The sequence below is a fragment of the Streptomyces sp. BR123 genome, from assembly GCF_013401435.1.
In the GTDB taxonomy this organism is placed as follows: Bacteria; Actinomycetota; Actinomycetes; order Streptomycetales; family Streptomycetaceae; genus Streptomyces.
In genome coordinates, this window is sequence record NZ_JACBGN010000048.1 from 13248 (window position 1) to 36594 (window position 23347).

The following is a 23347-nucleotide window of genomic DNA, read 5'->3' on the forward strand; positions in this document are numbered from 1 at the left end:
GCCCCGGACTGATCGCCGCGGCGCGCACGGATTCCCGTCGGATTCCCGCCGCCGCCCGCCTTAAGCTCTCTCGTTGATCAACTCATCTGTTGATCGGCGGACTGCAGGGGGAGAAGACCCATGAAGAGCGCGGCCGAGGTGTTCCAGCCGCTCGGGGCGGACGATCCGCAGGTGGTGGCCGGCTACCGGCTCGCGGCCCGGCTGGGGGCGGGCGGCATGGGGCAGGTCTACCTGTCGCACACCCAGGGCGGCCGCCCGGTGGCGATCAAGGTGGTGCGGCCGGAGCTGGCCGGGGACGCTTCCTTCCGCCGGCGTTTCCACCGGGAGGTGGAGGCGGCGCGCCGGGTGCGGGGCGCGTACACCGCCGAGCTGATCGACGCCGATGCCGAGGGCACGCCGCCCTGGCTGGCCACGCTGTACGTGCCCGGGCCGTCGCTCGCCGAGGCCGTCGCCCGGCGCGGACCCCTGCCGGTGCCGGCCGTGCTCTGGCTGGTGGCGGGCGTGGCGGAGGCTCTGCAGGTCATCCACGACGCGGGGATCGTGCACCGCGACATGAAGCCGTCGAACGTACTGCTGGCGGCCGACGGACCGCGCGTGATCGACTTCGGCATCTCGCTGGCCTCGGGCGTCACCCGGCACACGACCACGGGCGCGGCCATCGGCACGCCGACCTACATGGCCCCCGAGCAGGCGTCCGGGGACGAGGTCACGGCGGCCACCGACGTGTTCGCGCTGGGGCAGACGGCGGCCTTCGCGGCCCTGGGGCGGCCGCTGTACGGGGACGGTCCCTCGCTGAGCGTGCTGTACCGGATCGTGAACGAGGCGCCCGACCTGGAGGAGCTGCCGGAGGCGCTGCGTCCGCTGATCGGCCTGTGCCTGGCCGCAGATCCCGCGGACCGGGCCACCCCCGCGGAGATCGTGGAGTGGTGCCGGAAGCGGCTGGGCGCGGACGCCGACGACGGCGCCGGCCCGGCCGTGTGGCAGGAGGTCACGGGCCCGGAGGTCGAGGTCCCGGCTCCGGTGGCGGACCCCACTCCGGTCCGTACGCTGTCGGCCCCGTCCTCGCCCTGGGCGCCGCCGCAGGTGACGGCGCCGCCGGCCGGGCCGGAGGAGGAGAAGGCCCGCCGCCGGCGCAGGGCGCTGATCGCGGCCGTCGCCGTGGTCGGCGCGGTGGCGCTGGGCGCGGGGGCCTGGACGGTCTCGAACGCCTTGGACTCGTCCCGCGGCCGGTCCTCGGCCGGGGCGGCATCGGACGGTGCGAAGCCGCGCGCCTCGGCATCGAGCGGCCCGGCCTCCGGCGCGCCCGGGACGACGGCGGGCACGGCCAAGGGCAGCGGCGGCGCCACCACGGGTGGCGGGGCGTCGGGGCCGTCGCAGCCCCGGGCGAGCGCGCCGGGTCCCGTGAAGCCGACTGCGTACACGTTCCAGTTGCTGGACGACAAGAAGTCGGTGTCCCTCAAGGAGCCGACGCAGCGCGAGGACGCCACGGGCGACATCCGCTTCACGTGCAACGGGAGGCCCGCCGACTGCCAGTTGGAGAGTGAGACGAGCGTCCTGGCCCCGTACGTCCTGGGGCCGGGAGCGGACCTGGAGAAGTGCCGACTCGTCCTCACCACCGCGAGATCCCGCACGCTGTCGCTGACCGCGGTGGCGGCCGGCAGCGAAATCTGTGTGAAGCACCCCTCGGGTGACATCGCGTTGCTCGTGGTGCAGGTGAAGTCGACGGCGGCGGTGCCACGGGTGCCCGGCTTCCTCACCGCGGACATGACGGTCTGGCGCGCCTCCTGAGGGTGCCTCGGCCGCACGGAACGCGAGGTCGGATTCCCGCCAGCGCCGGCCTCGCCGCCCCGGTTCCATAGGACTCGTTGAACGGACAACCAACAACGAGGAGGGGTCATGAACGGCAGGACCGCTGTGGTCACGGGCGGCAGCCGGGGAATCGGCGCGGCGATCGCGCTGCGGCTGGCCGAGGAGGGCGCGGACGTCGCGATCACCTACGCCGGGAACGAGCAGGGGGCGGCCGAGGTGGTGCAGCGGATCGAGGCGCTGGGGCGCCGGGGGTACGCCGTACGCGCCGATGCCGGGGACGCGGGCGAGGCGGCGGGCGCCGTCGAGTGGGCCGCCGACACCCTCGGCCGGCTCGACGTCCTGGTCAACAACGCGGGCATCGGGGTCCTCGGCCCGCTGGATGCACTGACGTTGGCCGATGTGGACCGGGTGCTCGCGGTCAACGTGCGCGGCGTCTTCCTGGCGGCGCAGGCCGCGGCCGACCGGATGGGCGAGGGCGGCCGGATCGTCACCATCGGCAGTTGCATGGCCCGGCGGGTCCCGGGTCCGGGCGGCACCCTGTACACGATGAGCAAGGCGGCGCTGTCCGGCCTGAACCGGGCGCTGGCCCGCGAGCTCGGCGGGCGCGGCATCACGGCGAACCTCGTGGAGCCCGGGCCGGTGGACACCGACATGAACCCGGCCGACGGCCCGTTCGCGAAGGCGCAGTCCGACATGACGGCGCTGGGGCGGTTCGGCCGACCCGAGGAGGTCGCGGCGATGGTCGCGTTCCTGGCGGGCGAGCAGGCCGCGTACGTGACCGGCGCCGAGTTCTCCGTGGACGGCGGCCACGCGGCGTAGTCAGCCCGGAAGCGGGCATGCCGGGTCGGGAAACACCGACGCTCCCAGGACATGATCACCGCTGTTCGGACGGCGAACGAGGCGCTCCTCGCCTCCCTGATCCCGTCGCCGACGCGATCGGCGTCCCGATGTCGCACCTGGTGCGCGAGTGGCCCCGGCCGGCGGAAGGGGCCGGCCGGGGCCGTCTCCCTCCGTCAAGCCGGGTGCACGCCCCGCCCTGCACATTCAGGGTTCGCGGCTGTCGGCGTCCACCGTGACGGTCACCCCAGCCCGTGTGTCAGGCCACCGGCGGTGCCGCGCACGTCGAACCGCCCTCGGTGCACTCGGAGTGCATGCAGTCCCCGGCATGGATCTCCGTGCCGGCCGGCCGACCCCACAGGCACGTGTCCGGCTCGTAGTCGGCCTCGCGGATGGCGTCCGTGGTGCGGTCGAGCCGTGTCGGCTTCGCGGCGAAGCGTCCCCGGCCCCTCGCACCGCGCCGGTGGTCCACGAAGCGGCCGAGCGACGGCAGAGGGACCGGTACATCGGCGTGGGGAGGATCAGCGCGTGCCGGCCCCTGTCCACGGTCCCGTCCGAGGAGTCGCGGTGGGGACGGCGAAGCCCGTCCCGGCCGTGGTCCTGGCGGATGCGCTGCCGGGCGGGAGCCTCAGGCGCGTGCGACGTCGTACAGGCCTTGGAGGACGCGCCGGGTCACGACGCGCTCGCCCCGGCCGCGTGCTCCAGCGCGCGCATCAGCTGCCGGATGATCCTGGCCAAGCCCCGGGCGTGGTTCCAGTTCGCGTGGGGGCCGGACCCCAGCGGGCCGACCGCCGCGAAGTACTCCCATTCGGCGAGGGCCTCGAAGGCCCCGATGGGGCGCTGCTGCGAAGGCGTCCCGGAGAGGGCGTCGTGGAGCTTCTGCCCGCAGGTGATCAGGCCGTCGGTGAGCGCCGCGACGCCCTCCGGACCGGGGCGTTCCCCGTACGGGGCGAGCGCCCGGGCGACCAGGGCGATCGCGTCTGTCTGGTCCTGCGGCATACCCATGCCGGGGCTCCCTACCGTCGTCAGCGGGTGATGGAGCAGGAGTGGCGAGTGCGCCCTTGGCAGCGCAGTGCGACCCCCTGCTGTGGAACCACCATGTCGGCTGGCTTCCGGCCCAATCCACTACCGGGTCCTATAGGGCCGTCCTATATTCCGAGGATGGAGCCGGAGTTGGACGTATGGGTGCATCCCGACCTACGCGCAGCCGCAGCAGCGGAGGACTGGCCGACGCTGCTGAAGAGGTGGCGGAAGGCCACCCGCAGTAGCCAGAGCAAGCTCGGAGCCCTCGTCGGCCTGGCACAGCCGGACATCTCCGCGATCGAGAACAGGCGGCGCGCGGTGACCTCCGTCGAAGTCCGGCAGCGCATCGTCGACGGCCTCGGGATCCCGGCCGAACTCCTCGGCGGAGCGGGCGCCGAGATGCCGTTGCCCTCGCTGGCCCTGCCGGGCGTGGTGGCCGATCCGGAGACCGAGCGACTGCAGCAGGTCACCGCGTCCGGGATGCGGCTGGATGCATCCTCGCTCGCCGCGATGGAACGCCTGCTGGCGGAGCACCGCCGGGCTGAGGACACCCTCGGCTCGCGGGTCATGAACGCGGTGGTGACCAAGCAGTTCGAAGCTGTGGCCGGACTCTACGAGCAGGCACGCGGCCCGCTCGCCGACAGGCTCGTGAAGGTGATGGCCGAGTACGCGCAGTTCCTCGCGTGGATGGCGCAGGACCAGGACAACGCGGCGTTGGCGCTCGCATGGTTCGACCGCTCCTACGACTGGGCCCTCGAATCCGGGTACGGCGATATGGCCGCCACCACCATGAGCATGAAAGCCCACCTCGCCTGGTCCCAGGGCCACGCCCGGCGCACCATCCGCCTCGGGGAGGCAGCGGCCTCGACGGAGGGGGCGAGCGACGGAACCCGAGCCATGGCCGTACAGATGGCCGGCCGAGGCCATGCGCTGGACGGAGACGGAGACTCGGCGTACCGCCGCCTCGACGAGGCGCAGCTGATCATCGCAAACGCCGTCGACGTCCCGCCCTGGCTGTACTTCTACGATGAGCCCTGGTTCGCGGCTCAGCGCGGCATGGCCGACCTGCACCTGAGGGACTGGCCGAACGCGATCAGGAATCTGACGGACGGCCTGGCCGGGTTCGCGGTCGGGTTCCGCCGTGACCGCGCCTGGTACGGAGCGTGCCTCGCTCACGCATACGCGGGCGCCGGGGAAGCAGAAGCAGCCCTGACGACTGCGGCCGGCATCCTCGGCGATGCCTCCGAGGTCGGTCGGCCCCACGCGTGGGGCGAGCTGCACAAGGTGGGCGGCCTGCTGCTCCGGCGGGGAGCCCCGGAAGGCCGAGCGCTGGTGGACATGCTTGCGGAACTCGACTGAAGAACGCGCGAAAGCACCCTCTCCCGCCCGAAGGCGAGAAGGGGCAGTGCCTGCTCAGGCGATGCAGGCCGGTCGGAGCCAGGAGCCGGCCTTGCGGCCCGGGAACGCCGACGGGGCGCACCGGGGCGGGATGCTCGGTGCGCCCCACGGGCCCGTCCGGGGCCGGTCGGGGACCCCGGTGCTCCCCGGGGACGTCGGCTCCGCGGGGGCTTTCCGGCGGGCGGGGCGGCGGCGGCCGCCCCGGCTCCGGGTCAGCCGCCGAGTTCCTGGTGGCGGGTGGCGAGGGCGGCCGTGCCGGTCTGCGTCAGGGAGCCGTACAGGCGCAGCCGGGAGAAGCCGCCGTCCGGGTAGATGTCGATGCGGACGTGGGTGCCGACCGCCGGGGTGTCCAGCACGAAGCGGTGGTTGGTGTCGGGCTGCAGGCGGGTGCGGGGGAGGAACTCCTGCCACTCGCCCTCCTCGCCCGTCCTGACCGACAGGGAGGCCCAGCCGGCCGAGTTGCCCTTGAGGTAGGCGGTGTCGATCTCGACGGCGCGGATCTCCGACTCGGCGACCAGCCGGTAGCGGATCCAGTCGTTGCCGTCGTCGCGGCGGCGGGCGGTCTCCCAGCCGTCGTCCATCTTGCGGGAGCGGCCCGGGTTGATGGTGTTGGCGGGCGGGGAGTAGAAGCGGTTGGACGCGTCCTCGACGGCGCCGCCGTTCTCCAGGGCCACGACGTCGAAGGAGCCGAGGGCCCGGAGCCACTTCGGGTCCGGGAGGACCTCGCCGTGGACGCGGAGGCGGGCGATGCCTCCGTCCGGGTGCTGGTTGACGCGCAGGTGAGTGAAGCGGTGTTCGACGTTCACCTCGAAGCCGTTGGCGGCGTGGCCTCCGACCGGGGTGCGCGGGACGAGGGTGGTCCACTTGACGTCGTCGCCGAGGAGTTCCTCGGGGGTGGGGGCGAGCGCGCCCTCCCAGTTGGCGCCCTCGACGGAGACGGCCTGCGGCATGTTGCCGCGGAAGTGGGCGGTGTCGACGACGATGCCGCGGATCACGCCGGGCGCGCCGAGGCGTACGAGGGCCCAGTCGTGGTCCTCGGCGGTGGGCCAGGGCTGCTCGGCGGAGACGCCGCGGCGGCGGCGGGTCTCCCAGCCGTCCATGACCTTGCCCTTGTGCCCGAAGTCCTCGGGGTCGAAGTGCGCGGCCTCGGAGACCAGCAGGTTCTCCCGCTGGGCGAAGAACTCGTCGTTGGCGGCGATGACACCGGCGCCCAGCTCACGGGCGGCGAGGTTCGCGTACTGCGTGAACGGGAACTCTGCCGTGCGGTAGTCGGCGTACGGGTCGCCGCCTCCGTACGGGTTCGCGTTGCCGGTGAAGGAAGGGATCGCTGCCACGGTCAGTTCTGCCTTTCGAGGAGGAGGCCGGTGGGCTCGGACGGGGTGCCGTGGTCGGCGATCTGCCGCCCGCGCAGCCAGGTGGACTTCACGACGCCGCAGAGGGTCCTGCCCGCGTACGCCGTGACCTGGTTGCGGTGGTGGAGCTCGGCCGGGTCCACGGTGAACGTTTCTTCGGGGGCCAGGACCGCGAAGTCGGCGTCGCGCCCGGCCTCGATGGCGCCCTTGCGGTCCAGGCCCGCCAGGCGGGCGGGGGCGGCGGACATCCAGCGGACGACGTCTTCGAGGGTGCGGCCGCGCCTTCGGGCCTCGGTCCAGACGGCCGGCAGGCCCAGCTGGAGGGAGGAGATGCCGCCCCAGGCGGTGGAGAAGTCGGCGGTCTTGAGGTCCGCGGTGGAGGGCGAGTGGTCGGAGACGATGCAGTCGATGGTGCCGTCGGCGAGGGCCTCCCACAGCCGGTCCTGGTTGGCGGCCTCGCGGATGGGCGGGCAGCACTTGAACTCGCTGGCGCCGTCGGGCACTTCCTCGGCCGTCAGGGTCAGGTAGTGCGGGCAGGACTCGACGGTGACCGCCACGCCCTCGGCCTTGGCGGCGGCGATCAGCGGGAGTGCGTCCGCGGAGGACAGGTGCAGGACGTGGACGCGGGCGTTCAGCCGCCGGGCCTGGGCGATCAGGTTGCCGATCGCGGTGTTCTCGGCGTCGCGGGGGCGGGAGGCGAGGAAGTCGGCGTACTTCGGGCCGGGTACGACCGGCGCGGAGTCGAGGTGGTGGGGGTCCTCGGCGTGGACGATCATCAGCCCGCCGAAGCCGCTGATCTCGGCGAGGGAGGCGGCCAGCCGGTCCTGGTCGAGCAGCGGGAACTCGTCGACGCCGGACGGGGAGAGGAAGCACTTGAAGCCGAAGACGCCGGCGTCGTGCAGCGGGTGCAGGTCCTTGACGTTGTCGGGCAGGGCGCCGCCCCAGAAGCCGACGTCCACGTGGGCCTTCTCGCGGGCCGCGTCCTGCTTGACGCGCAGGTGGTCGACCGTGGTGGTCGGCGGCAGCGAGTTCAGCGGCATGTCGAGGATCGTGGTGATGCCGCCGGCCGCGGCGGCGCGGGTGGCCGTCCAGAAGCCCTCCCACTCGGTGCGGCCCGGGTCGTTCACGTGGACGTGGGTGTCGACCAGGCCGGGAAGCAGGACGTCGTCACCGAAGTCCTCGACGCGGGCGCCGGCCGGGGCGTCGGCCTCGTACGGCAGGACGGCGAGGATCTTCCCGGCGGCGACGGCGACCGTGGCGGCGCGCGTCCCCCCGGGGGTGATGACGCGAGTCGAGCGCAGTACCAGTTCCACGTCGTCGGACACGCCGGAACCTCCCCATCTACTTCCACAGAGCGAAATTCAACGTTCTGTTGACTTGACGGAGTCTTCATGCCGATCCGGGGGCCAGTCAAGAGCGTCACCAGGGTCCGGACGGTGCACCGACGCGTCGCGGCCGCAGTTGGATGTTTCCACAGAATGGAATTAAGATTTCGCCATACAGAATGCAACTATCGCCGGGGCAGGCCGGCCCGGTAACTTCCCGGACACCTCCGCCACCCGGACGGACCCGCCCTGACCGGCGGGGACGGCACCGCCCCGACCCTGGGGCCGATGCCGTCCGACCGGTAGGCTGCATCCTTGCCCGCCTGCACCGAAAGGACCGCGCCGTGCCGACGTCCAGCGCCAGCACCACCGACGCTTCCGCCAAGCCCACCACCGGCGGCGGTGGCGTCCAGTCCCTGGAGCGCGCCTTCGATCTGCTCGAACGCATGGCCGACGCGGGTGGCGAGGTCGGCCTCAGCGAGCTGTCCACCGCCAGCGGCCTGCCGCTCCCGACGATCCACCGTCTCATGCGGACGCTCGTCGCGTGCGGCTACGTCCGGCAGCAGCCCAACCGGCGGTACGCCCTCGGCCCCCGACTGATCCGCCTCGGCGAGTCCGCGTCCCGCCTGCTGGGCACCTGGGCGCGGCCCTACCTCGCCCGGTTGGTCGAGGAGACCGGCGAGACGGCCAACATGGCCCTGCTCGACGGGGACGAGATCGTCTACGTCGCCCAGGTGCCCTCCAAGCACTCCATGCGCATGTTCACGGAGGTGGGCCGCCGGGTGCTGCCGCACTCCACCGGCGTCGGCAAGGCCCTGCTCGCCCACACCCCGGCCGACGAGGTACGGGCCCTGCTCGCGCGCACCGGCATGCCGGCCGCGACCGAGAAGACCATCACCACCCCCGAGGGCTTCCTCGAGGCGCTGGAGCAGGTCCGCAAGCTGGGCTACGCGGTCGACGACAACGAGCAGGAGATAGGAGTCCGCTGCCTGGCCGTGTCGGTGCCGAACTCGCCGACCGCCGCCGCGATCTCCATCTCGGGCCCGGCCGGGCGCGTCACCGAGGACCTGACCACGTCGATCGTGCCGATCCTGCAGGACGTGGCGGCCGAGCTGTCCGTGGCCCTGCAGAGCCAGAACCCCGCCTGACCTCACGGGCCCCGGCCGGGGCCCGGGGCCGTTCGCAGCCGTTCGCCTCCGGGAGCGGCGGAATCCGGCCTCGCCGGCGTTCGAGGCGCGGGTCCGGGCAAGGCCCGGCACCCTGCTGAACCGAGGCGTCGGCGCGGGCCCGGTCACCGGCGCGGGCGAGGATCACCGGCGCGGGCCCGGGTCACCGGCGCGGGCGAAGGTCACCGGCGCGGGCCCGGAAGCATTGGGCCGGGTGCCGGTGTTCGCGTGGCGGGGCAGGACCGCGCGGGGCAGCGTGGTGCGCACCTGCCCGTGTCTCCCCCGAGGTCCCCGAGGTCCGCCCATGGCCCGCGACTCCCTCACCGCGCCCCCGGCGGGGCGCGCCCTGCGCCCGCCGTCCGCGCAGGACCGGGCGGCACGCCGCCGCGACCTGGCCCGGCTGGCGCCCGTCGCCGCCGTCTACGGCCTCGCCCAGCTCGTCCTGGCCGTGCCCGGCACCGGCCTCGGCTGGGACGAGACCGTGTACGTCAGCCAGGTCGCCCGGGACGCCCCCGCCGCCTTCTTCAGCGCCCCGCGCGCCCGCGGCATCAGCTGGCTCGTCGCCCCGGTCGCCGCCGTCACGCCCTCCGTCCTCGCCCTGCGGGTGTACCTGGCGCTGCTGGCCGCGGCCGCCCTGCTGCTCGCGCTGTGGGTGTGGCGCCGGCTGCTGCCCGTCCCCGTGCTCGCCCTCGCCGGCCTGCTGTTCACCGGGCTGTGGCCCACCCTCACGTACGGGCCGCAGGCCATGCCCAACCTCTGGGTGGCCTTCGCGGCGCTGACCGCCACCGGCTGCTTCCTGCGCGCCGCCGCCGACCGCTCGGACCGCCCGGCCCTCGCCGGGACGGGCGTCGCCGTGGCGTTCGCCGCGCTGATGCGTCCCGCCGACGCCTTCTGGCTGGTCCTGCCCCTGGCCTGCGCGGCGGCGGTCGTCCCGGCCCTCCGGCGTCCCGCCCTGCCCGCGGTGCTCGCGGCCGGCGCCCTGACCGGCTGGGCCCCGTGGCTGGTCGAGGCACACCTGAACTACGGAGGCGTCCTCGCCCGGCTGCACCGGGCGGGCGAGATCCAGGGCGGGATCGGCTGGCACCCCGCTTTCTGGGACCACCTGCGCGCCCTCGGCGGCCGGACCCTGTGCCGCCCCTGCGACGGGCCGTGGAGCCAGCCGCTCACCGGGCTGTGGTGGCTCGCCCTGCCCCTGCTGGTCGCGGGCGGGCTGGTCGCCGCGTACCGAGGCACGGAGCTGCTGCGGCCGGTCCTGGTCGCCACCGTGGCAGGGCTGTCCCTGGCCGCGCCCTACCTGCTGATGGTCGGGTACGCCGCCCCGCGCTTCCTGCTGCCCGCGTACGCCCTGCTCGTGCTGCCCGCCGCGCTCTGCCTGGCCCGGCTGCCGGGCGCGTCCCGCAGACACCCTTTCGTCCGAACCGCCCTCTGTCTGGCGCTGGCCGCGCACCTCACGCTCCAGCTGCTGCTCGCGGCCACGGTGGCGGCCCGCAGCCGGGACATGCGGGCGGCCCTCACCGCCGTGGCGGCCGAGTTGCACCGCAGGGGCGTACGGCCGCCGTGCGTCGTCAGCGGCGAGGAGGCGGTCCGGGTCGCGTTCCGCGCGGGTTGCGCCTCGCGCCAGGTGTACGGCGGCCACGACGGCAGCATCAGCTCCGCGGGCATCACCGCCCTCGCGGCCCGCATGCCCACGGTGGTGCTGGTGAAGGACGGCGCCGCCCCGCCGCGGTGGGCCGGCGGCTGGCGGCCGCACCCGCTGCCCGCCCTCCCCGACGGGCGCCCGTGGCGCGCCTACCTCGCGCCGTCGGCACGTCCCGCCGGCTGAGGAGCCGCGGAAGGGGCCGCGGAGCCGGCCACGAAACCGGCCGCGAAACCGGCCGCGGCCGCAGGACCGACCGCCGTGTCCGTGACCGCGGCGGTCTCGGTGAGGCGGCCGTCGGTCATCGTCGCCGTCCGGTCCATCCGCTCCAGGTGGGTCCGGTCGTGGGTGACCAGCACCGTCGCCGTCGCGCGCTCCCGGGTGAGGGTGACCAGCAGGTCGAGGACGGACGCGCCACGCTCGTGGTCCAGGGCGCTGGTGGGCTCGTCGACCAGCAGCACCGCCGGCTCGTTCATCAGCGCGCGGGCGATGTTCACCCGCTGGCGCTGGCCGCCGGAGAGCTGGTGCGGGCGCTTGTCCGCCTTGTCGGCCATGCCGACCGCGTCCAGCAGCTCCAGCGCCCGGCGGCGCAGGGCCTTCGAGGGACGGCCGGACAGGTGGGCCATGACCTGGAGCTGCTCGGCCGCGGTCAGCGAGGCCAGCAGGTTGGACTGCTGGAAGACGATGCCGATCTTCTCGCGGCGCAGGGCGGCCTTCTCCGCCGGAGACAGGACCGTGGTGTCCTGCCCGGCCACCTCCACCCGGCCCGAGTCGGGGGTGACCAGGGTGGCGGCGACCGCGAGCAGGCTGGACTTGCCGGAGCCGGAGGGCCCGACCACGGCCGTCACGGTGCCGGCGGCCACCTCCAGGCAGACCTTGTCGAGGGCGGTCAGCCGGCTCTCGCCGTCCGGGTAGGTGAGCGTGACGTCGTGGACGAAGAGGGTCATCGGGCGCTCCCGAGCGCGGTCAGGGGGTCGACGGCGGTGATCCGCCGGATGGACAGGGCGGCGCCCAGTGCTCCGAGCACGATCATGATCGTGGCGGGTGCCAGGACGGTCGCGGCGTCGAGGACGAAGGGCACGTCGCCGCCGCTGATCAGCGCGCCGGTGCCGGCCGCGAGAGCGGTGCCGAGCCCGGTGCCGATGGCGAGCATGACCACGGCCTGGCCGAGGGCGTCCCTCAGCAGGTACGGGGTGGAGGCGCCGAGCGCCTTCAGCACGGCGATGTCACCGGCCCGCTGGATGGTCCAGACGGTGAAGAAGGCCCCTATGACGAGCGCGGAGATCGCGAAGAGGAAGCCGCGCATCAGCTGCAGCGATCCGTTCTCGGCCTGGTACGACCCTATGGCGCCGAGGGCCTCGTCGATGGTCTGCGCCCGCGTCCCGGCGGCCGTGTCGCCGGCGGCGAGGGCGGCGCCGGAGGCATCGGGCGCGTCCAGGGCGACGACGGTCGCGGCGGTGTCGGGGACTGTGCCGGGGTTGCCGATGCGCTGCCAGTCGTTCAGGTCCATCCAGACGACCGGGGTATGGCTGTAGGCGGCGGTCCCGGAGACGGCGGCCACGGCCAGTTCGAGCGGGCCGATCTTCAGCCGGGATCCGGCGGTGAGGCCCCCGAGCTCCTGCGCGGCCTTCTCCGCGAGGACCACCCGGCCCCGGCCCAGGCCGGCGGTGGGCGGCGCGAGCGGGCCGGCGGGGTCCACGCCGAAGACGGAGACGGCGGCGGTGCGCTCCCCCGCGGCGGCGTTGGTGGTGCGGATGCCGAGCGGCTGCGCCGACTTCACGCCGGGCCGGTCCCGCCAGGCCTGCCAGGCCTTCTCGGGCACCTGGGAGTTGGTGAAGGACACCTTCTGGTCCCCGGGTGGCTCGGCGAAGGCCAGGTGGGTGGCGGGCAGGCCGGTGACGGCCGAGATGTTCTCCCGGGCCAGTCCGGCGGTGAGCCCGGACAACAGGCCGACCAACAGGGTGATCAGCAGGACCACCGAGCCCATCAGGGCGAAGCGGCCCTTCGCGAACCGCAGATCTCTCCAAGCAACGAACATGTCCCCCACCCTGGTCTGCCGCCCGCCCCCCGGGCATCGCGCCACGGGAGCGATCCTCGTATCGAAGGACGCATCCGGACATCAAACTTTCGATTGACCGGGGCCGCCCGGGACCCGCTTACGCTGGTCGGGCCATGACTGCGTCGCCTCCCCGCCCCCTCACGCCCGTCTCCCGCGTCCTGCGGCTGTGCCTGCACGCCCTGCTGGCCGCCCTGCTCGTACTCGCCGCCGGGCGGGCCGTCGCCCACTCCGTTCCCGCCGCGGGCGCGGTGGTCGCCGTCTGCGCCGTGCTGGCCGCGGTGTACGGGGCCGGCGCCCGCTCCCCCGCCGTCCGCGGATCGACCGCGGCCGCCGGGCTGTGGCTCGCGGCGCTCGGCGCGGTGTGGGCGGGGCTGCTGGTGCTCTCCCCCGACGGGCTGTGGCTCGCGTTCCCGCTGTACTTCCTGGAGCTGCACCTGCTGCGGCTGCGCTGGGGCATCACTGCCGTCGCCGTCACCGCCTGCGCGGCCATCGCCTCGTTCCTCGGCCACAGCGGCACCGTGACCCCGGGCGCCTTCCTCGGGCCGCTGCTCGGCGCCGCCGTGGCCGTCGCGACCGTCCTCGGCTACCAGGCCTTGTACCGGGAGAGCGAACGCCGCCGGGAGCTGATCGAGGAGCTCATCGCCACCCGGGCCGAGCTGGCCGCCGCCGAGCGCGACGCCGGGACCCTGGCGGAGCGGGAGCGGCTGGCCCGGGAGATCCACGACACCCTGGCCCAGGGGCTGTCCTCCATCCAGCTGCTGCTGCGGGCCGCCGAGCGGGCCCTGCCCGAGCGGGACCCGCGGCTGGCCCCGGCCCTGGAGCACATCGGCCGGGCCCGGGAGGCCGCCCAGGACAACCTCGCCGAAGCGCGCCGGTTCGTCCGGGCGCTGACCCCTCCGGACCTGGAACACGGCTCACTCGCCGGCGCGCTGGAGCGGCTGTGCGCGTCGACGCCGCAGGCCCGCTTCTCGGTCAGCGGCACCCCGCGGGAGCTGCCCACCCCGTACGAGGTCGCCCTGCTGCGGATCGCGCAGTCGGCGCTGGCCAATGTGGTGCGGCACGCGGCGGCCGGGCGCGCCGAGATCACCCTGACCTTCATGGACGCCTCGGTGACGCTGGACGTCGTGGACGACGGGGCCGGCTTCGACCCGGCCAGCGCCCCCTCCGGCGAAGGCGGCTTCGGGCTGCCGGCGATGCGGGCGCGGGCCGAGACGCTGGGCGGGCTGTTCACCGTGGAGTCCGCGCCGGGCCAGGGCACCGCCGTGGCCGTCACCCTGCCACTGCCCGCGAACACCGCGGATGCCGCAACCCCTGCCACCCCCGCGGCCGCTGCGGACACCCCCGGTGCCGCGGAACACCTGGAGGCCTCCTGATGACGATCCGACTGCTGCTGGCCGACGACCACCCGGTGGTCCGGGCCGGGCTGCGCGCGGTGCTGGACACCGAACCGGACTTCACGGTGGTCGCGGAGGCGGCGACCGCCGAGCGGGCGGTGGAGCTGGCCGCCGGCGGGGAGGTGGACGTCGTCCTGATGGACCTCCAGTTCGGCGCGGGCATGCACGGCTCGGCGGCGACGGAGGAGATCACCGCCCGGACCGGGGCGCCCCGGGTGCTGGTGCTGACCACGTACGACACGGACGCGGACATCCTGGCTGCGGTCGAGGCCGGCGCCTCGGGCTACCTCCTCAAGGACGCCCCGCCGGAGGAGCTGGCCGCGGCCGTGCGCACCGCCGCGGCGGGCCAGTCGGCGCTGGCCCCGGCGGTGGCGCTGCGCCTGATGGATCGGATGCGGATGCCCGCGGAGGCGCTGACGAAGCGGGAGCTCGAGGTGCTCCAGCTGGTGGCCGACGGCCTGTCGAACCAGCAGATCTCCAAGCGGCTCTTCCTCAGCCAGGCCACGGTCAAATCCCACTTGGTGCACGTCTACGCCAAGCTCGGCGTGGACTCCCGTACCGCGGCGGTGGCCGCGGCCACCACCCGCCGCCTCATCCGCACCCCGTAGGCCGCCGGGCCGCCAGCCGGGGCGGACCGCTCCGGCCACCAGCCGGTCGGGGCGCGTCGACGCGCCACCACGACCGGATCCGGTCGCCGCATCGTTTCGTGCCTGTTGGTGGGTTCCCGTCAAACCTGCGGACCACCCTGAGCGGAATGTTTATTCTCGCTTATCACTCTGTTCACACCGCGTAGCTGCAGCGGCGCCCCCGCATGCATTTTCCCTCTGGATATGTGCGGGGTAGTGACGCGGAGCAAGCGTGGAACTGTCTGCTCCGCGAGCCGCTGAACGGTGATTTCACGTCACGCCTTTAAACCTTGTTGACCTTGACGGAGGCGGCGAAGCAGGCTGATCAAGCAAATCACCAACGCAACACGAATCGATGAGGGGCGGGGCCATGAAGAACATGCGACGCATCGGTGCCATGGGTGCGGCGGCTGCGGTACTGAGCAGCCTGGCGGTTGTCGGCGGGGGTGCCACGTCGGCTCAGGCCGACACCCGGTGCGACTGGGGCTCGGTTTACATCAACGGCAACCCGGGCGCCGAGCCTGGTAGTTGGGCCTCCGGCCACGGCCACCGCACCGGTAACCACTACGTCGGCGCCTACGCCAACGGCCTGGTCGACTGGTACGCCGACAACAACGGCGGGGATGATGGCGACACGGCGGACACGTACTACGGTACCCGCAAGTGCTGATCCTGACTGTTGACTAACTCGTCACCCCCTGCGCAGAAGCAAATTACCTGCGCAGGGGGTGACGGGTTCCCGCACAACCGAAGGCGAGCAAATATGCGTCGTGCCTCAAATCCCGTGCTGGTGACGGCGGCCCTCGGTCTGCTGACGCTGACCGGATGCGCCACCGTGGACGACAAACCGAACGGGTCGGCGGCTTCGGACGCCGGGCGCCCGTCAGGGCCCCCGGCCGGGGCCGATCCCTTCAAGGACCTGCCCCAGGGCACGCCGGTGGCTTTCAAGGACCTCAAGACCGGCATGTGTTCCAACCACCGGGACGACGTGCAGGCCGACCAGTCCATCGGGGTCGTCGACTGCACAACGCCCCACTTCCTGGAGGTCGTCTCCCAAGTGACCCTGTCGGCCGAGGCGTCCGCCGCGTTCCCCGGTGACCGGGGGGTGATGGACCTGATGCGCACCGCGTGCGAGCCGACACTCGCTCCGATGATCGGCTCTCGGCGGGGCGAGCTCATCAGCGTGTACCTGGCCCCGATGAACCAGAAGTCCTGGGACGCGGGCAACCGCCTCGGACAGTGCGCGATCGGCTACGCCGTTCCCAGGTCCGGCACGTTCGCCCAGGCAGGCGGTCAGGGATGACCACGGGCGGTGCGCCGGAGATCCTGGTCCGCTTCGACCAGGTGCACAAGTCGTTCCGGACCGCGCGCGGGCGGCGACAGGTCGCTCTCGACGGTTTCTCCATGTCCATCCCGCGGGGAGCCGTCGTCGGGCTGCTCGGCCCGAACGGATCCGGCAAGACCACAGCGCTCAAGGCGCTCCTGGGACTGGTCCGCCCCGACCGGGGCACGATCACCGCGTTCGGCCACGGGCTTCCGGCCGGCCAGCGTTTCGTCGCGCGCCGGATGGGAGCCCTCATCGAGGGCCCTGCCTTCACGGGCTCGCTCACGGGGGAGCACAACCTGCGGCTCCTCGGCGAACTGCACGGCGCGGACCGGAGCGAGGTCGCCGACGTCCTGAGCCTGGTCGGCCTGGACGGGGCCGCCAAGCGCTCGTACTCCGGCTACTCGCTCGGCATGAAGCAGCGCCTCGGGGTCGCCGCCGCGCTGCTCTCCCGGCCCGACCTGCTGGTACTGGACGAGCCGATGAACGGCCTGGACCCGGAAGCCGTCCGCCACATGCGGGAACTGCTGAAGCAGCTGCGGGACGAGCGCGGCATGACCGTCGTCGTCTCCTCGCACATCCTCGCCGAAGTGGAACTCGTCAGCGACTGGGTGACGATCGTCCGCAACGGCCGGGTGATCTGCGACGCGAGCGTCCCCGAACTCCTCAGCCAGGGCACTTCGCGCCTGGTGGTGCGCGTCCACGACGCGGTGACCGCCCAGTCCGTGCTGGCCGGCCACGGGTACACGGCCGTCCCCGCGACCGGACCCACCGGACCCGAGCTGCAGGTGGCGTCACCCGTATCCGACCCGAAGCGCTCGGAAGACCCGGACGGCCCGGACACCGCCGACGGCTCCGAAGTGCTCAGGCTGCTCACCGACCGGGCCGTCTACCCCCGCGAGCTGCTGATCGAGTCGGCGTCCCTGGAGGACGTCTACGTCGCCGCCGTCCGCGCGGCGGACGCGGCGGACGCGGCGGACGCGGCCACCGCGCAGCAGGAGTTACGCCATGGCAGCTGACCGGGCCGTCACTGCGCCGCGGCACCGCACCGACGGCGGCGCGCTGCCCTGGCGCCGCCTCGTCCGGGCCGAGCTGCAGCGCCTGTGGGCCCCGCGCGCCATGCGCTTCGCGGCGATCGGGCTGCCGTTGGCGATCGCCGCCTTCGGGCTGTCCAAACTGCTGCTCCACAACCCCGATACGGCCGCTGCCTGGCGTACGGCCGACGAGCGGTACGCCCGCTTCCTCGCAGACGCCAAGACCTACGGGCTCCCGATCGGGCAGGGCGTCAGCGCGCGGAACTACTTCCACGACCCGCGCTACCTCATGGACACGCTGTCTTTCGGGGATCTGCGCACCGTCATCACCGCCCTGGCCGCCGCGGCCGTGGTCTTCGGCATGGTCGCCGGAGGATCCGACTGGTCCTCCCGGGTCATGCTCACCCTCGCGGCGGTCGAGCCGCGCCGATTCAGACTGTTCGCCACGCGGGCCCTGCTCGCCGCCGGCCTGTCGATGGCCACGACCGCCGCCGCCGGACTGCTGCTCGTCCCCCTGCTCCTGCTCGCCGCGCACACCCGGGGCAGCACGGCCGGTCTCGACGGCGGCTACTGGGCGGTCCTCATCAGCCAGTACCTGCGGGGCGTGGTCCTCGTGGGACTGCTCTGCCTGCTCGGCTACAGCCTCGCCATGGTGACGCGCAAGGCGTCCGTCGCCCTCGCCGTAGGGTTCCTCTACCTCGCCGGTGCGGACCAGGTCTTCGGCGGCCGCGGGCCGCGCGGTGCCGAGTACGACATGAACGGGCTGGTCTTCGCCGTGCTCAACGAGAAACCCGTGATCCCCATGGCCGAGTCCGACTGCATCGCCGGTCCGGGGTGCGAGGCGGTGCACGTCGACCTCACGGCCGCGGACGGGTTCGTCGGCGTACTGATCTATCTCGTACCGGTGCTGCTGGTGGCCCTGTGGCGCTTCACCCGAACGGACATCACCTGATGACGACAGCAGTCGCACGCCCGGCGGGACCAGCGGTCCCTCCTCCCGCGGACCGCTGCAGGCCGCTTCCCCTCCGCCGCCTCGTACGCTCCGAACTGCGCCGGATCCTGAGCCCCCGGCCGGTCCGCTGGGCCCTGTACGCGCTGCCGCTGCTGCTCCTCGTGTACGCGGCCGCCGCATATCTCGGCCACCACACGGACACGGCCGCGGCGTGGCGCGAGGCCGAGGCCGCGTCCCGGCAGTACGCCGCGGAGGCGGCACGGCGGCCGGGCTCCGTGGCTCAGTTGTCGGCGCAGTACTTCTACGACGATCCGCGCTACCAGCTGACCAAGGCGACCTTCGTGGACCTGCGCGCCGTACTGTCCGGTGTCACGGTGGCCGGACTCGTCTTCGGAATCTTCAGCGGAGGCGCCGACTGGTCCTCCCGCGTCATCCTCAACCTCGTCGCCGCCGAGCCGCGCCGTGCCCGCCTGTTCGCCACCCGCGGTCTCCTCGTGGCCGCCGTCGCGGCGACGACCGCCCTGGCGGCAGCGGTGTTCCTGGTGCCACTGCTCTTGGTCACGGCCCATTTCCGGGGCACCACCGCCGCCGCCGACGCTCACTTCTGGACCGTACTGGCCGCCATCGTGCTCAGAGGGGCGCTCTTCGTCGGGCTGGTGGCCCTGCTCGGCTACGCCCTGGCCATGCTGACCCGCAGCCTGACGGTGGCGATCGGTATTGCCCTGGCCTATCTCGTCGTCGCCGAACGCCTGGTCCAGGACTACGTTCCCTCGCTGACGGAGTCCCACTTCTCGGGCATCGCCTTCGCCGTCCTCAACGAACGGCTGCTGATGCTGACCGACAAGACCGACTGCGTGGGCGAGATCGCCTGCGCCGCCATGCGCCAGGGCACGACCGCGACCCATGGCTTCGCCGCCCTGGCGGTCTACCTGCTGCCCGTCGCCGCGGCCGCCCTGTGGCGGTTCACCCGCACCGACGTCGGCTGAGCCCCTCCGGCCCCCCGCTATGCCACCCAGTGGGGGCGTTCCACCGATGGGGCGAGCGGCTCGCCGCCGTGGAAGGCCTCGGCGAGGCGGCGCATCCCTTCCTCCAGGCGGTCCGCGGGCAGCGTGTACGGGATCCGGATCCGGTGCTCGAAGGTGCCCGGGTCCACTCCGAAGCGGGCCCCGCGCCCGATGTGCACCCCGCCGGCGGCGGCCCGCTCCGCCAGCGCCGAGCTCACCGGCGCGCCGAGGTCCACCCACAGCGACAGTCCGCCCGGCGGAACCCGCCAGGACCACTGCGGGGTGTGCCGCCGCAGCGCCCGTACGAGGGCCCCGCGCCGCTCCCGCAGCTGCGCGAGGCGGGCCGGCAAGGTCTGCTCCTCCCCCTCCAGCAGGGTCAGCGCGACCAGCTGGTCGAGCACCGAGCCGGTCATGTCGGCCGCCACCCGCACTGCGGCCAGCTCGGTGACCAGCTTCTCCGCGGCCCGGATCCAGCCCACCCGCAGCCCGCCCCAGTGCGTCTTGCTGAGCGAGCCGATCGTCACGACGTGGTCGGACGCGCCCCGCGGCCCCAGCGAGGCCAGCGGCCGCGGGGCCGGCCCGTCGAGCGCGATGTCGGCGATGGTCTCGTCGACCACCAGCCAGGTACCGGTCCGGCGGGTCGCCGCCAGCAGCCGCAGCCGCTGTTCGGGCGGCATCAGCGCGCCCGTCGGGTTGTGGAAGTCCGGGATCGCGTACGCCAGCCTCGGCGCGGTCTGGTGCAGCGTGGACTCGGTGGTCTCCATGTCCCAGCCCGCGTCGGAGACGGCGACGGGCACGGTGCGCAGGCGGGCGTGCCGCAGGGCGTCGAGGACGTTCGCGTAGGTCGGGTTCTCCGTCACCACGCGGTCGCCGGCCCGGCACAGCAGGCTCGCGACGAGGACGAACGCCTGCTGGGCGCCGGCCGTGACGAGTATCTGTTCCGGGCGGGTGGCCAGGCCGCGCCGCGTGAACCGGTCGGCGACGGCGCGTCGCAGCTCCGGCAGCCCGAAGGGGTGGTAGCCGGGCTCGCGGGCGAGGGCGGGCAGGCGGACCGCCGCCCGGGCGAGGGCCTCGGAGAGGCTTCCCTCGGGGGCTCCCATGGCCGCGACGGCGAGGTCGATGCCGCCGTCCCGGCCGGTGCGCCGGCCGGCGGTCGCGTCCAGCAGGTGGGCGCCGACCGGGCCGTGGCCGTCGGGCAGTTCGGTCCAGGTGCCGGAGCCGCGCCGGCTGCGGCAGTAGCCGCTCTCGCGCAGCAGGTCGTAGGCGGCGGTGACGGTGGCCCGGCTGGCGCCGAGCGCGTCGGCGAGCTCGCGTTCGGCGGGCAGCCGTACGTGCAGGGGGATGCGGCCGTCGAGGACCAGGGAGCGTACGGCTTCGGCGAGCGACCGGTAGCCGGGCCGGGCCCGTACCCCGGCGGGCAGCAGCGCCGCGAGGGCGCGGCTGCCGACCGTCATGTCCGCCGTCCGGACCACTCGCCCGTTCGCCACGCCAACCTCCCCCGATTGGCTCTGCCTGTCAGGCCAATCAGGGTCCAGACTCGCGGCATTGGCCCATGATCGGCAAGGAGATCCCCGATGTCTGCTGTCCGGACCCCGCTCGCCTCGCAGACCACCCCGCCCGCCGTCCTCACGGACCGGGACGAGCGGGCGTCGGCGGCCGCCGTCGGGAAGCGCGTCTGCGAACCGCTGAGGCTGGGCACCGTGGTCGCCTCGCTGCGGCGGACCCTGTGGCGCACCCTCGCCCGGCCGCCGCACACCACGGCCCCGGCGCAGGGGCGAGAATCGCTGCCATGCCAGCCGACTCCCCCTCGGATCCCCTCCCCGGCGTCCCCGGGCACACCGGCCGCCCCGTCCCGTCCCGGCAGCCCTCGGCCCCGGTGATCGCCGGGCTGCTGCTGGCGGCCGGGGGCGGCCGTCGCCTCGGCGGCCGCCCCAAGGCCCTGCTGCCCTACCGCGGGCGCCCGCTCGTCGAGCACGCGGTGCGGGTGCTGCGCGAGGCGGGCTGCGGCCCGCTGCACGTGGTGCTCGGCGCCTCCGCCGCCGAGGTCCGCGAGCGGGCGGACCTGAGCGGCTGCACGGTCGTCGACAACCCGGACTGGGACGAGGGCATGGGCTCGTCGCTGCGGGCCGGGCTTGCCTCGCTCGCCGGTACGGGGGCGAGCGCGGCCCTGGTCTCGCTCGTGGACCAGCCGGGCATCGGTCCGGCGGCCGTGGCCCGGGTCCTCGCGGCGTACCGGTCCCCGGCGAGCCTGGCGGCGGCGGCGTACGGCGGGGAGCGCGGGCATCCGGTGCTCTTCGGGGCGGACCGGTGGGCGGACATCGCGGCCACGGCGACGGGTGACAGGGGCGCGCGGGTGCACCTGGCACGGCACGCGGACGAGCTCACGCTGGTGGAGTGCGGGGACGTCGCGGAGGCGTACGACATCGACACCCCGCCCGACCTGGCCCGACTTGCCTGAGGCCGGGCAGGCGGAGGCCTCGGGCGGGCTGTGACCGGTATGGCACTGAGGGCCACTGCCACCGGGACTCTGTCGACTCAGAGAATCTCGACGTCAACAAACCATTGAACTTCCACCATGAGGAAATTACTATCCACTGGTCAGAAGCGCCCTGAACCCCAGACGGCGCCCGCGACCGTATCCCGGAACTCTGCACCCCCGACGGCACTGCGTGCCGTCCCCGGCGAGCATTCCCCCGCGGCCGCCAGGCACCGCCGCCGAAGGAGTGACAGACATGTCCGCACCAGCGCCGTCATCACCGGCCCTCGTCAACGCCGAGTCCCTGCCCCGCCAGGACGAGGTCCTGACCGAGGCGGCCCTCGCCTTCGTGGCCGAGCTCCACCGGCGGTTCACCCCCCGCCGCGACGAGCTCCTGGCCCGCCGGGCCGAGCGCCGCGCCGAGATCGCCCGCACCTCCCGGCTCGACTTCCTCCCGGACACCGCACAGGTCCGCGAGGGCGAGTGGCAGGTCGCCCCGGCCCCGGCCGCCCTGAACGACCGCCGTGTGGAGATCACCGGTCCGACCGACCGCAAGATGACCGTCAACGCCCTCAACTCGGGCGCCAGGGTCTGGCTCGCCGACTTCGAGGACGCCTCGGCCCCCACCTGGGAGAACGTGGTCCTCGGCCAGCTGAACCTGATCGACGCCTACGAGCGCCGCATCGACTTCACCGACCCGCGCACGGGCAAGGCGTACGCTCTCAAGCCCGCCGCGGAGCTCGCCACCGTCGTCATGCGGCCGCGTGGCTGGCACCTGGAGGAGCGCCACATCACGGTCGACGGCCGGCCGGTGCCGGGCGCGCTGGTGGACTTCGGCCTGTACTTCTTCCACAATGCGCAGCGCCTGATCGACCTCGGCAAGGGCCCGTACTTCTACCTGCCGAAGACGGAGTCCCACCTGGAGGCGCGCCTGTGGAACGACGTCTTCGTCTTCGCCCAGGACCACGTCGGCATCCCGCAGGGGACGGTCCGCGCGACGGTCCTGATCGAGACCATCACGGCCGCGTACGAGATGGAGGAGATCCTCTACGAACTGCGCGACCACGCCGCCGGCCTCAACGCGGGCCGCTGGGACTACCTGTTCTCCATCGTGAAGAACTTCCGGGACGGCGGCGAGAAGTTCGTCCTCCCGGACCGCAACGCGGTCACGATGACCGCCCCGTTCATGCGCGCGTACACCGAACTGCTCGTCCGCACCTGCCACAAGCGCGGTGCGCACGCCATCGGCGGCATGGCGGCCTTCATCCCGTCCCGCAAGGACGCCGAGGCCAACCGCATCGCGTTCGAGAAGGTCAAGGCCGACAAGGACCGCGAGGCGCGCGACGGCTTCGACGGCTCCTGGGTCGCCCACCCGGACCTGGTCCCGATCGCCATGGCCTCCTTCGACGCCGTCCTCGGCGACAAGCCGAACCAGAAGGACCGCCTCCGCGAGGACGTCTCGGTGGCCCCCGGCGAGCTCATCGCCATCGACTCCCTGGACGCCAGGCCCACGTACGAGGGCCTGCTGGGCGCCGTCCGGGTCGGCATCCGCTACATCGAGGCCTGGCTGCGCGGCCTCGGCGCGGTCGGCATCTTCGGCCTCATGGAGGACGCCGCCACCGCCGAGATCTCCCGCTCGCAGGTCTGGCAGTGGATCAACGCCGGGGTCGTCTTCGAGAACGGCGAGCGCGCCACCGCCGAACTCACCCGCCGGATCGCCGCCGAGGAACTGGCCGCCATCCGGACCGAGGTCGGCGACGAGGCCTTCGCAGCCGGCAAGTGGCAGGAGGCCCACGACCTCTTCCTCCAGGTCTCCCTGGACGCCGACTACGCGGACTTCCTCACCCTGCCCGCCTACGAACGCCTGGTCGGCTGACCTCCCCCGACCCGAATCGCACAACAGCCGAACCCCGACGCCGACCCCGACCCGAC

The 23347-nt window shown here is 73.6% G+C and carries 19 protein-coding genes and 1 pseudogene; 14 read left to right on the forward strand and 6 right to left on the reverse strand.

Going from position 1 to position 23347, the window contains the following annotated elements:
• Window positions 1-120 precede the first annotated feature (120 nt).
• Window positions 121-1788: a serine/threonine-protein kinase gene (locus HYE82_RS10880; RefSeq protein ID WP_179173772.1), complete on the forward strand. Its 1668-nt coding sequence runs from the start codon at window positions 121-123 to the stop codon at window positions 1786-1788.
• Window positions 1789-1896: 108 nt separating this feature from the next.
• The gene (locus tag HYE82_RS10885) at window positions 1897-2628 is read left to right on the forward strand and encodes an SDR family oxidoreductase (RefSeq protein ID WP_179173773.1); all 732 of its coding nucleotides are present in this window, start codon (window positions 1897-1899) and stop codon (window positions 2626-2628) included.
• Window positions 2629-3318: 690 nt separating this feature from the next.
• On the opposite strand, the gene HYE82_RS10890 is transcribed toward HYE82_RS10885, so the two are convergent.
• Entirely contained in the window at window positions 3319-3651 is a 333-nt protein-coding gene (locus HYE82_RS10890) for a DUF6415 family natural product biosynthesis protein (RefSeq protein WP_179173774.1), read from the reverse strand.
• Between the two features lie 156 nt (window positions 3652-3807).
• On the opposite strand from HYE82_RS10890, the gene HYE82_RS10895 reads away from it, so the two are divergent.
• Window positions 3808-5028 carry a helix-turn-helix domain-containing protein gene (locus HYE82_RS10895; protein WP_179173775.1) on the forward strand — a complete coding sequence of 407 codons (1221 nt, stop codon included), beginning with the start codon at window positions 3808-3810 and terminating at the stop codon, window positions 5026-5028.
• A gap of 251 nt (window positions 5029-5279) precedes the next feature.
• Here the strand turns inward: HYE82_RS10895 and alc are convergent, their stop codons facing one another.
• Complete coding sequence (alc, locus tag HYE82_RS10900) at window positions 5280-6401, reverse strand: allantoicase (protein ID WP_179173776.1); 1122 nt, start codon at window positions 6399-6401, stop codon at window positions 5280-5282.
• Window positions 6402-6403: 2 nt separating this feature from the next.
• Window positions 6404-7744 (reverse strand): allantoinase AllB, encoded by a 1341-nt coding sequence (allB, locus tag HYE82_RS10905; RefSeq protein WP_179173777.1) that lies wholly within the window; start codon window positions 7742-7744, stop codon window positions 6404-6406.
• A 344-nt stretch (window positions 7745-8088) separates the two neighbouring features.
• On the opposite strand from allB, the gene HYE82_RS10910 reads away from it, so the two are divergent.
• Together HYE82_RS10910 and HYE82_RS10915 are read left to right on the forward strand one after the other, a co-directional pair.
• Window positions 8089-8892: an IclR family transcriptional regulator gene (locus tag HYE82_RS10910; protein WP_179173778.1), complete on the forward strand. Its 804-nt coding sequence runs from the start codon at window positions 8089-8091 to the stop codon at window positions 8890-8892.
• Window positions 8893-9214: 322 nt separating this feature from the next.
• Entirely contained in the window at window positions 9215-10732 is a 1518-nt protein-coding gene (locus tag HYE82_RS10915; protein WP_256987070.1) for a hypothetical protein, read from the forward strand.
• 98 nt (window positions 10733-10830) lie between these two features.
• On the opposite strand, the pseudogene HYE82_RS10920 reads toward HYE82_RS10915, so the two are convergent.
• Window positions 10831-11493, reverse strand: a pseudogene (locus tag HYE82_RS10920) (ABC transporter ATP-binding protein); the annotation flags it as partial.
• Window positions 11490-12584 (reverse strand): ABC transporter permease, encoded by a 1095-nt coding sequence (locus tag HYE82_RS10925; RefSeq protein ID WP_179173780.1) that lies wholly within the window; start codon window positions 12582-12584, stop codon window positions 11490-11492. The pseudogene HYE82_RS10920 and the gene HYE82_RS10925, both read right to left, overlap by 4 nt.
• Before the next feature lie 134 nt (window positions 12585-12718).
• Here HYE82_RS10925 and HYE82_RS10930 point away from each other — a divergent pair, with 134 nt between their 5' ends.
• From HYE82_RS10930 to HYE82_RS10960, 7 genes are all read left to right on the forward strand, one after another.
• Window positions 12719-13978, forward strand: a complete 1260-nt coding sequence (locus HYE82_RS10930) for a sensor histidine kinase (protein ID WP_179173781.1) — start codon at window positions 12719-12721, stop codon at window positions 13976-13978.
• Window positions 13978-14607, forward strand: coding sequence for a response regulator transcription factor (locus HYE82_RS10935; RefSeq protein WP_179173782.1), 630 nt, complete (start codon window positions 13978-13980; stop codon window positions 14605-14607). The genes HYE82_RS10930 and HYE82_RS10935 overlap by 1 nt, the downstream gene beginning before the upstream one ends.
• A gap of 388 nt (window positions 14608-14995) precedes the next feature.
• A complete protein-coding gene (locus tag HYE82_RS10940) occupies window positions 14996-15295 on the forward strand; it encodes a hypothetical protein (protein ID WP_256987071.1) in 300 nt (99 codons plus the stop codon).
• Window positions 15296-15388: 93 nt separating this feature from the next.
• Window positions 15389-15928 (forward strand): septum formation family protein, encoded by a 540-nt coding sequence (locus HYE82_RS10945; RefSeq protein ID WP_179173783.1) that lies wholly within the window; start codon window positions 15389-15391, stop codon window positions 15926-15928.
• The gene (locus HYE82_RS10950; protein WP_179173784.1) at window positions 15925-16968 is read left to right on the forward strand and encodes an ABC transporter ATP-binding protein; all 1044 of its coding nucleotides are present in this window, start codon (window positions 15925-15927) and stop codon (window positions 16966-16968) included. The genes HYE82_RS10945 and HYE82_RS10950 overlap by 4 nt, the downstream gene beginning before the upstream one ends.
• Window positions 16958-17935 carry a hypothetical protein gene (locus HYE82_RS10955; protein ID WP_179173785.1) on the forward strand — a complete coding sequence of 326 codons (978 nt, stop codon included), beginning with the start codon at window positions 16958-16960 and terminating at the stop codon, window positions 17933-17935. The genes HYE82_RS10950 and HYE82_RS10955 overlap by 11 nt, the downstream gene beginning before the upstream one ends.
• A complete protein-coding gene (locus HYE82_RS10960; RefSeq protein ID WP_179173786.1) occupies window positions 17935-18921 on the forward strand; it encodes a hypothetical protein in 987 nt (328 codons plus the stop codon). The genes HYE82_RS10955 and HYE82_RS10960 overlap by 1 nt, the downstream gene beginning before the upstream one ends.
• Before the next feature lie 17 nt (window positions 18922-18938).
• Here the strand turns inward: HYE82_RS10960 and HYE82_RS10965 are convergent, their stop codons facing one another.
• Entirely contained in the window at window positions 18939-20426 is a 1488-nt protein-coding gene (locus HYE82_RS10965) for a PLP-dependent aminotransferase family protein (protein WP_179173787.1), read from the reverse strand.
• Between the two features lie 389 nt (window positions 20427-20815).
• On the opposite strand from HYE82_RS10965, the gene HYE82_RS10970 reads away from it, so the two are divergent.
• Window positions 20816-21397: a nucleotidyltransferase family protein gene (locus tag HYE82_RS10970; protein ID WP_309144270.1), complete on the forward strand. Its 582-nt coding sequence runs from the start codon at window positions 20816-20818 to the stop codon at window positions 21395-21397.
• Window positions 21398-21671: 274 nt separating this feature from the next.
• Window positions 21672-23291, forward strand: coding sequence for a malate synthase A (aceB, locus tag HYE82_RS10975; RefSeq protein WP_179173789.1), 1620 nt, complete (start codon window positions 21672-21674; stop codon window positions 23289-23291).
• Window positions 23292-23347: the final 56 nt, after the last annotated feature.

Excerpts from the sequence above, each read along its gene's own strand:
- HYE82_RS10890 (WP_179173774.1), bottom strand. The coding sequence starts at position 3,651 with ATGGGTATGCCGCAGGACCAGACAGACGCGATCGCCCTGGTCGCCCGG.
- HYE82_RS10880 (WP_179173772.1), top strand. The coding sequence starts at position 121 with ATGAAGAGCGCGGCCGAGGTGTTCCAGCCGCTCGGGGCGGACGATCCG.
- HYE82_RS10950 (WP_179173784.1), top strand. The coding sequence starts at position 15,925 with ATGACCACGGGCGGTGCGCCGGAGATCCTGGTCCGCTTCGACCAGGTG.
- HYE82_RS10930 (WP_179173781.1), top strand. The coding sequence starts at position 12,719 with ATGACTGCGTCGCCTCCCCGCCCCCTCACGCCCGTCTCCCGCGTCCTG.
- HYE82_RS10940 (WP_256987071.1), top strand. The coding sequence starts at position 14,996 with ATGAAGAACATGCGACGCATCGGTGCCATGGGTGCGGCGGCTGCGGTA.
- HYE82_RS10955 (WP_179173785.1), top strand. The coding sequence starts at position 16,958 with ATGGCAGCTGACCGGGCCGTCACTGCGCCGCGGCACCGCACCGACGGC.
- HYE82_RS10915 (WP_256987070.1), top strand. The coding sequence starts at position 9,215 with ATGGCCCGCGACTCCCTCACCGCGCCCCCGGCGGGGCGCGCCCTGCGC.
- HYE82_RS10895 (WP_179173775.1), top strand. The coding sequence starts at position 3,808 with ATGGAGCCGGAGTTGGACGTATGGGTGCATCCCGACCTACGCGCAGCC.
- HYE82_RS10945 (WP_179173783.1), top strand. The coding sequence starts at position 15,389 with ATGCGTCGTGCCTCAAATCCCGTGCTGGTGACGGCGGCCCTCGGTCTG.
- aceB (WP_179173789.1), top strand. The coding sequence starts at position 21,672 with ATGTCCGCACCAGCGCCGTCATCACCGGCCCTCGTCAACGCCGAGTCC.
- HYE82_RS10925 (WP_179173780.1), bottom strand. The coding sequence starts at position 12,584 with ATGTTCGTTGCTTGGAGAGATCTGCGGTTCGCGAAGGGCCGCTTCGCC.
- HYE82_RS10885 (WP_179173773.1), top strand. The coding sequence starts at position 1,897 with ATGAACGGCAGGACCGCTGTGGTCACGGGCGGCAGCCGGGGAATCGGC.
- HYE82_RS10960 (WP_179173786.1), top strand. The coding sequence starts at position 17,935 with ATGACGACAGCAGTCGCACGCCCGGCGGGACCAGCGGTCCCTCCTCCC.
- HYE82_RS10935 (WP_179173782.1), top strand. The coding sequence starts at position 13,978 with ATGACGATCCGACTGCTGCTGGCCGACGACCACCCGGTGGTCCGGGCC.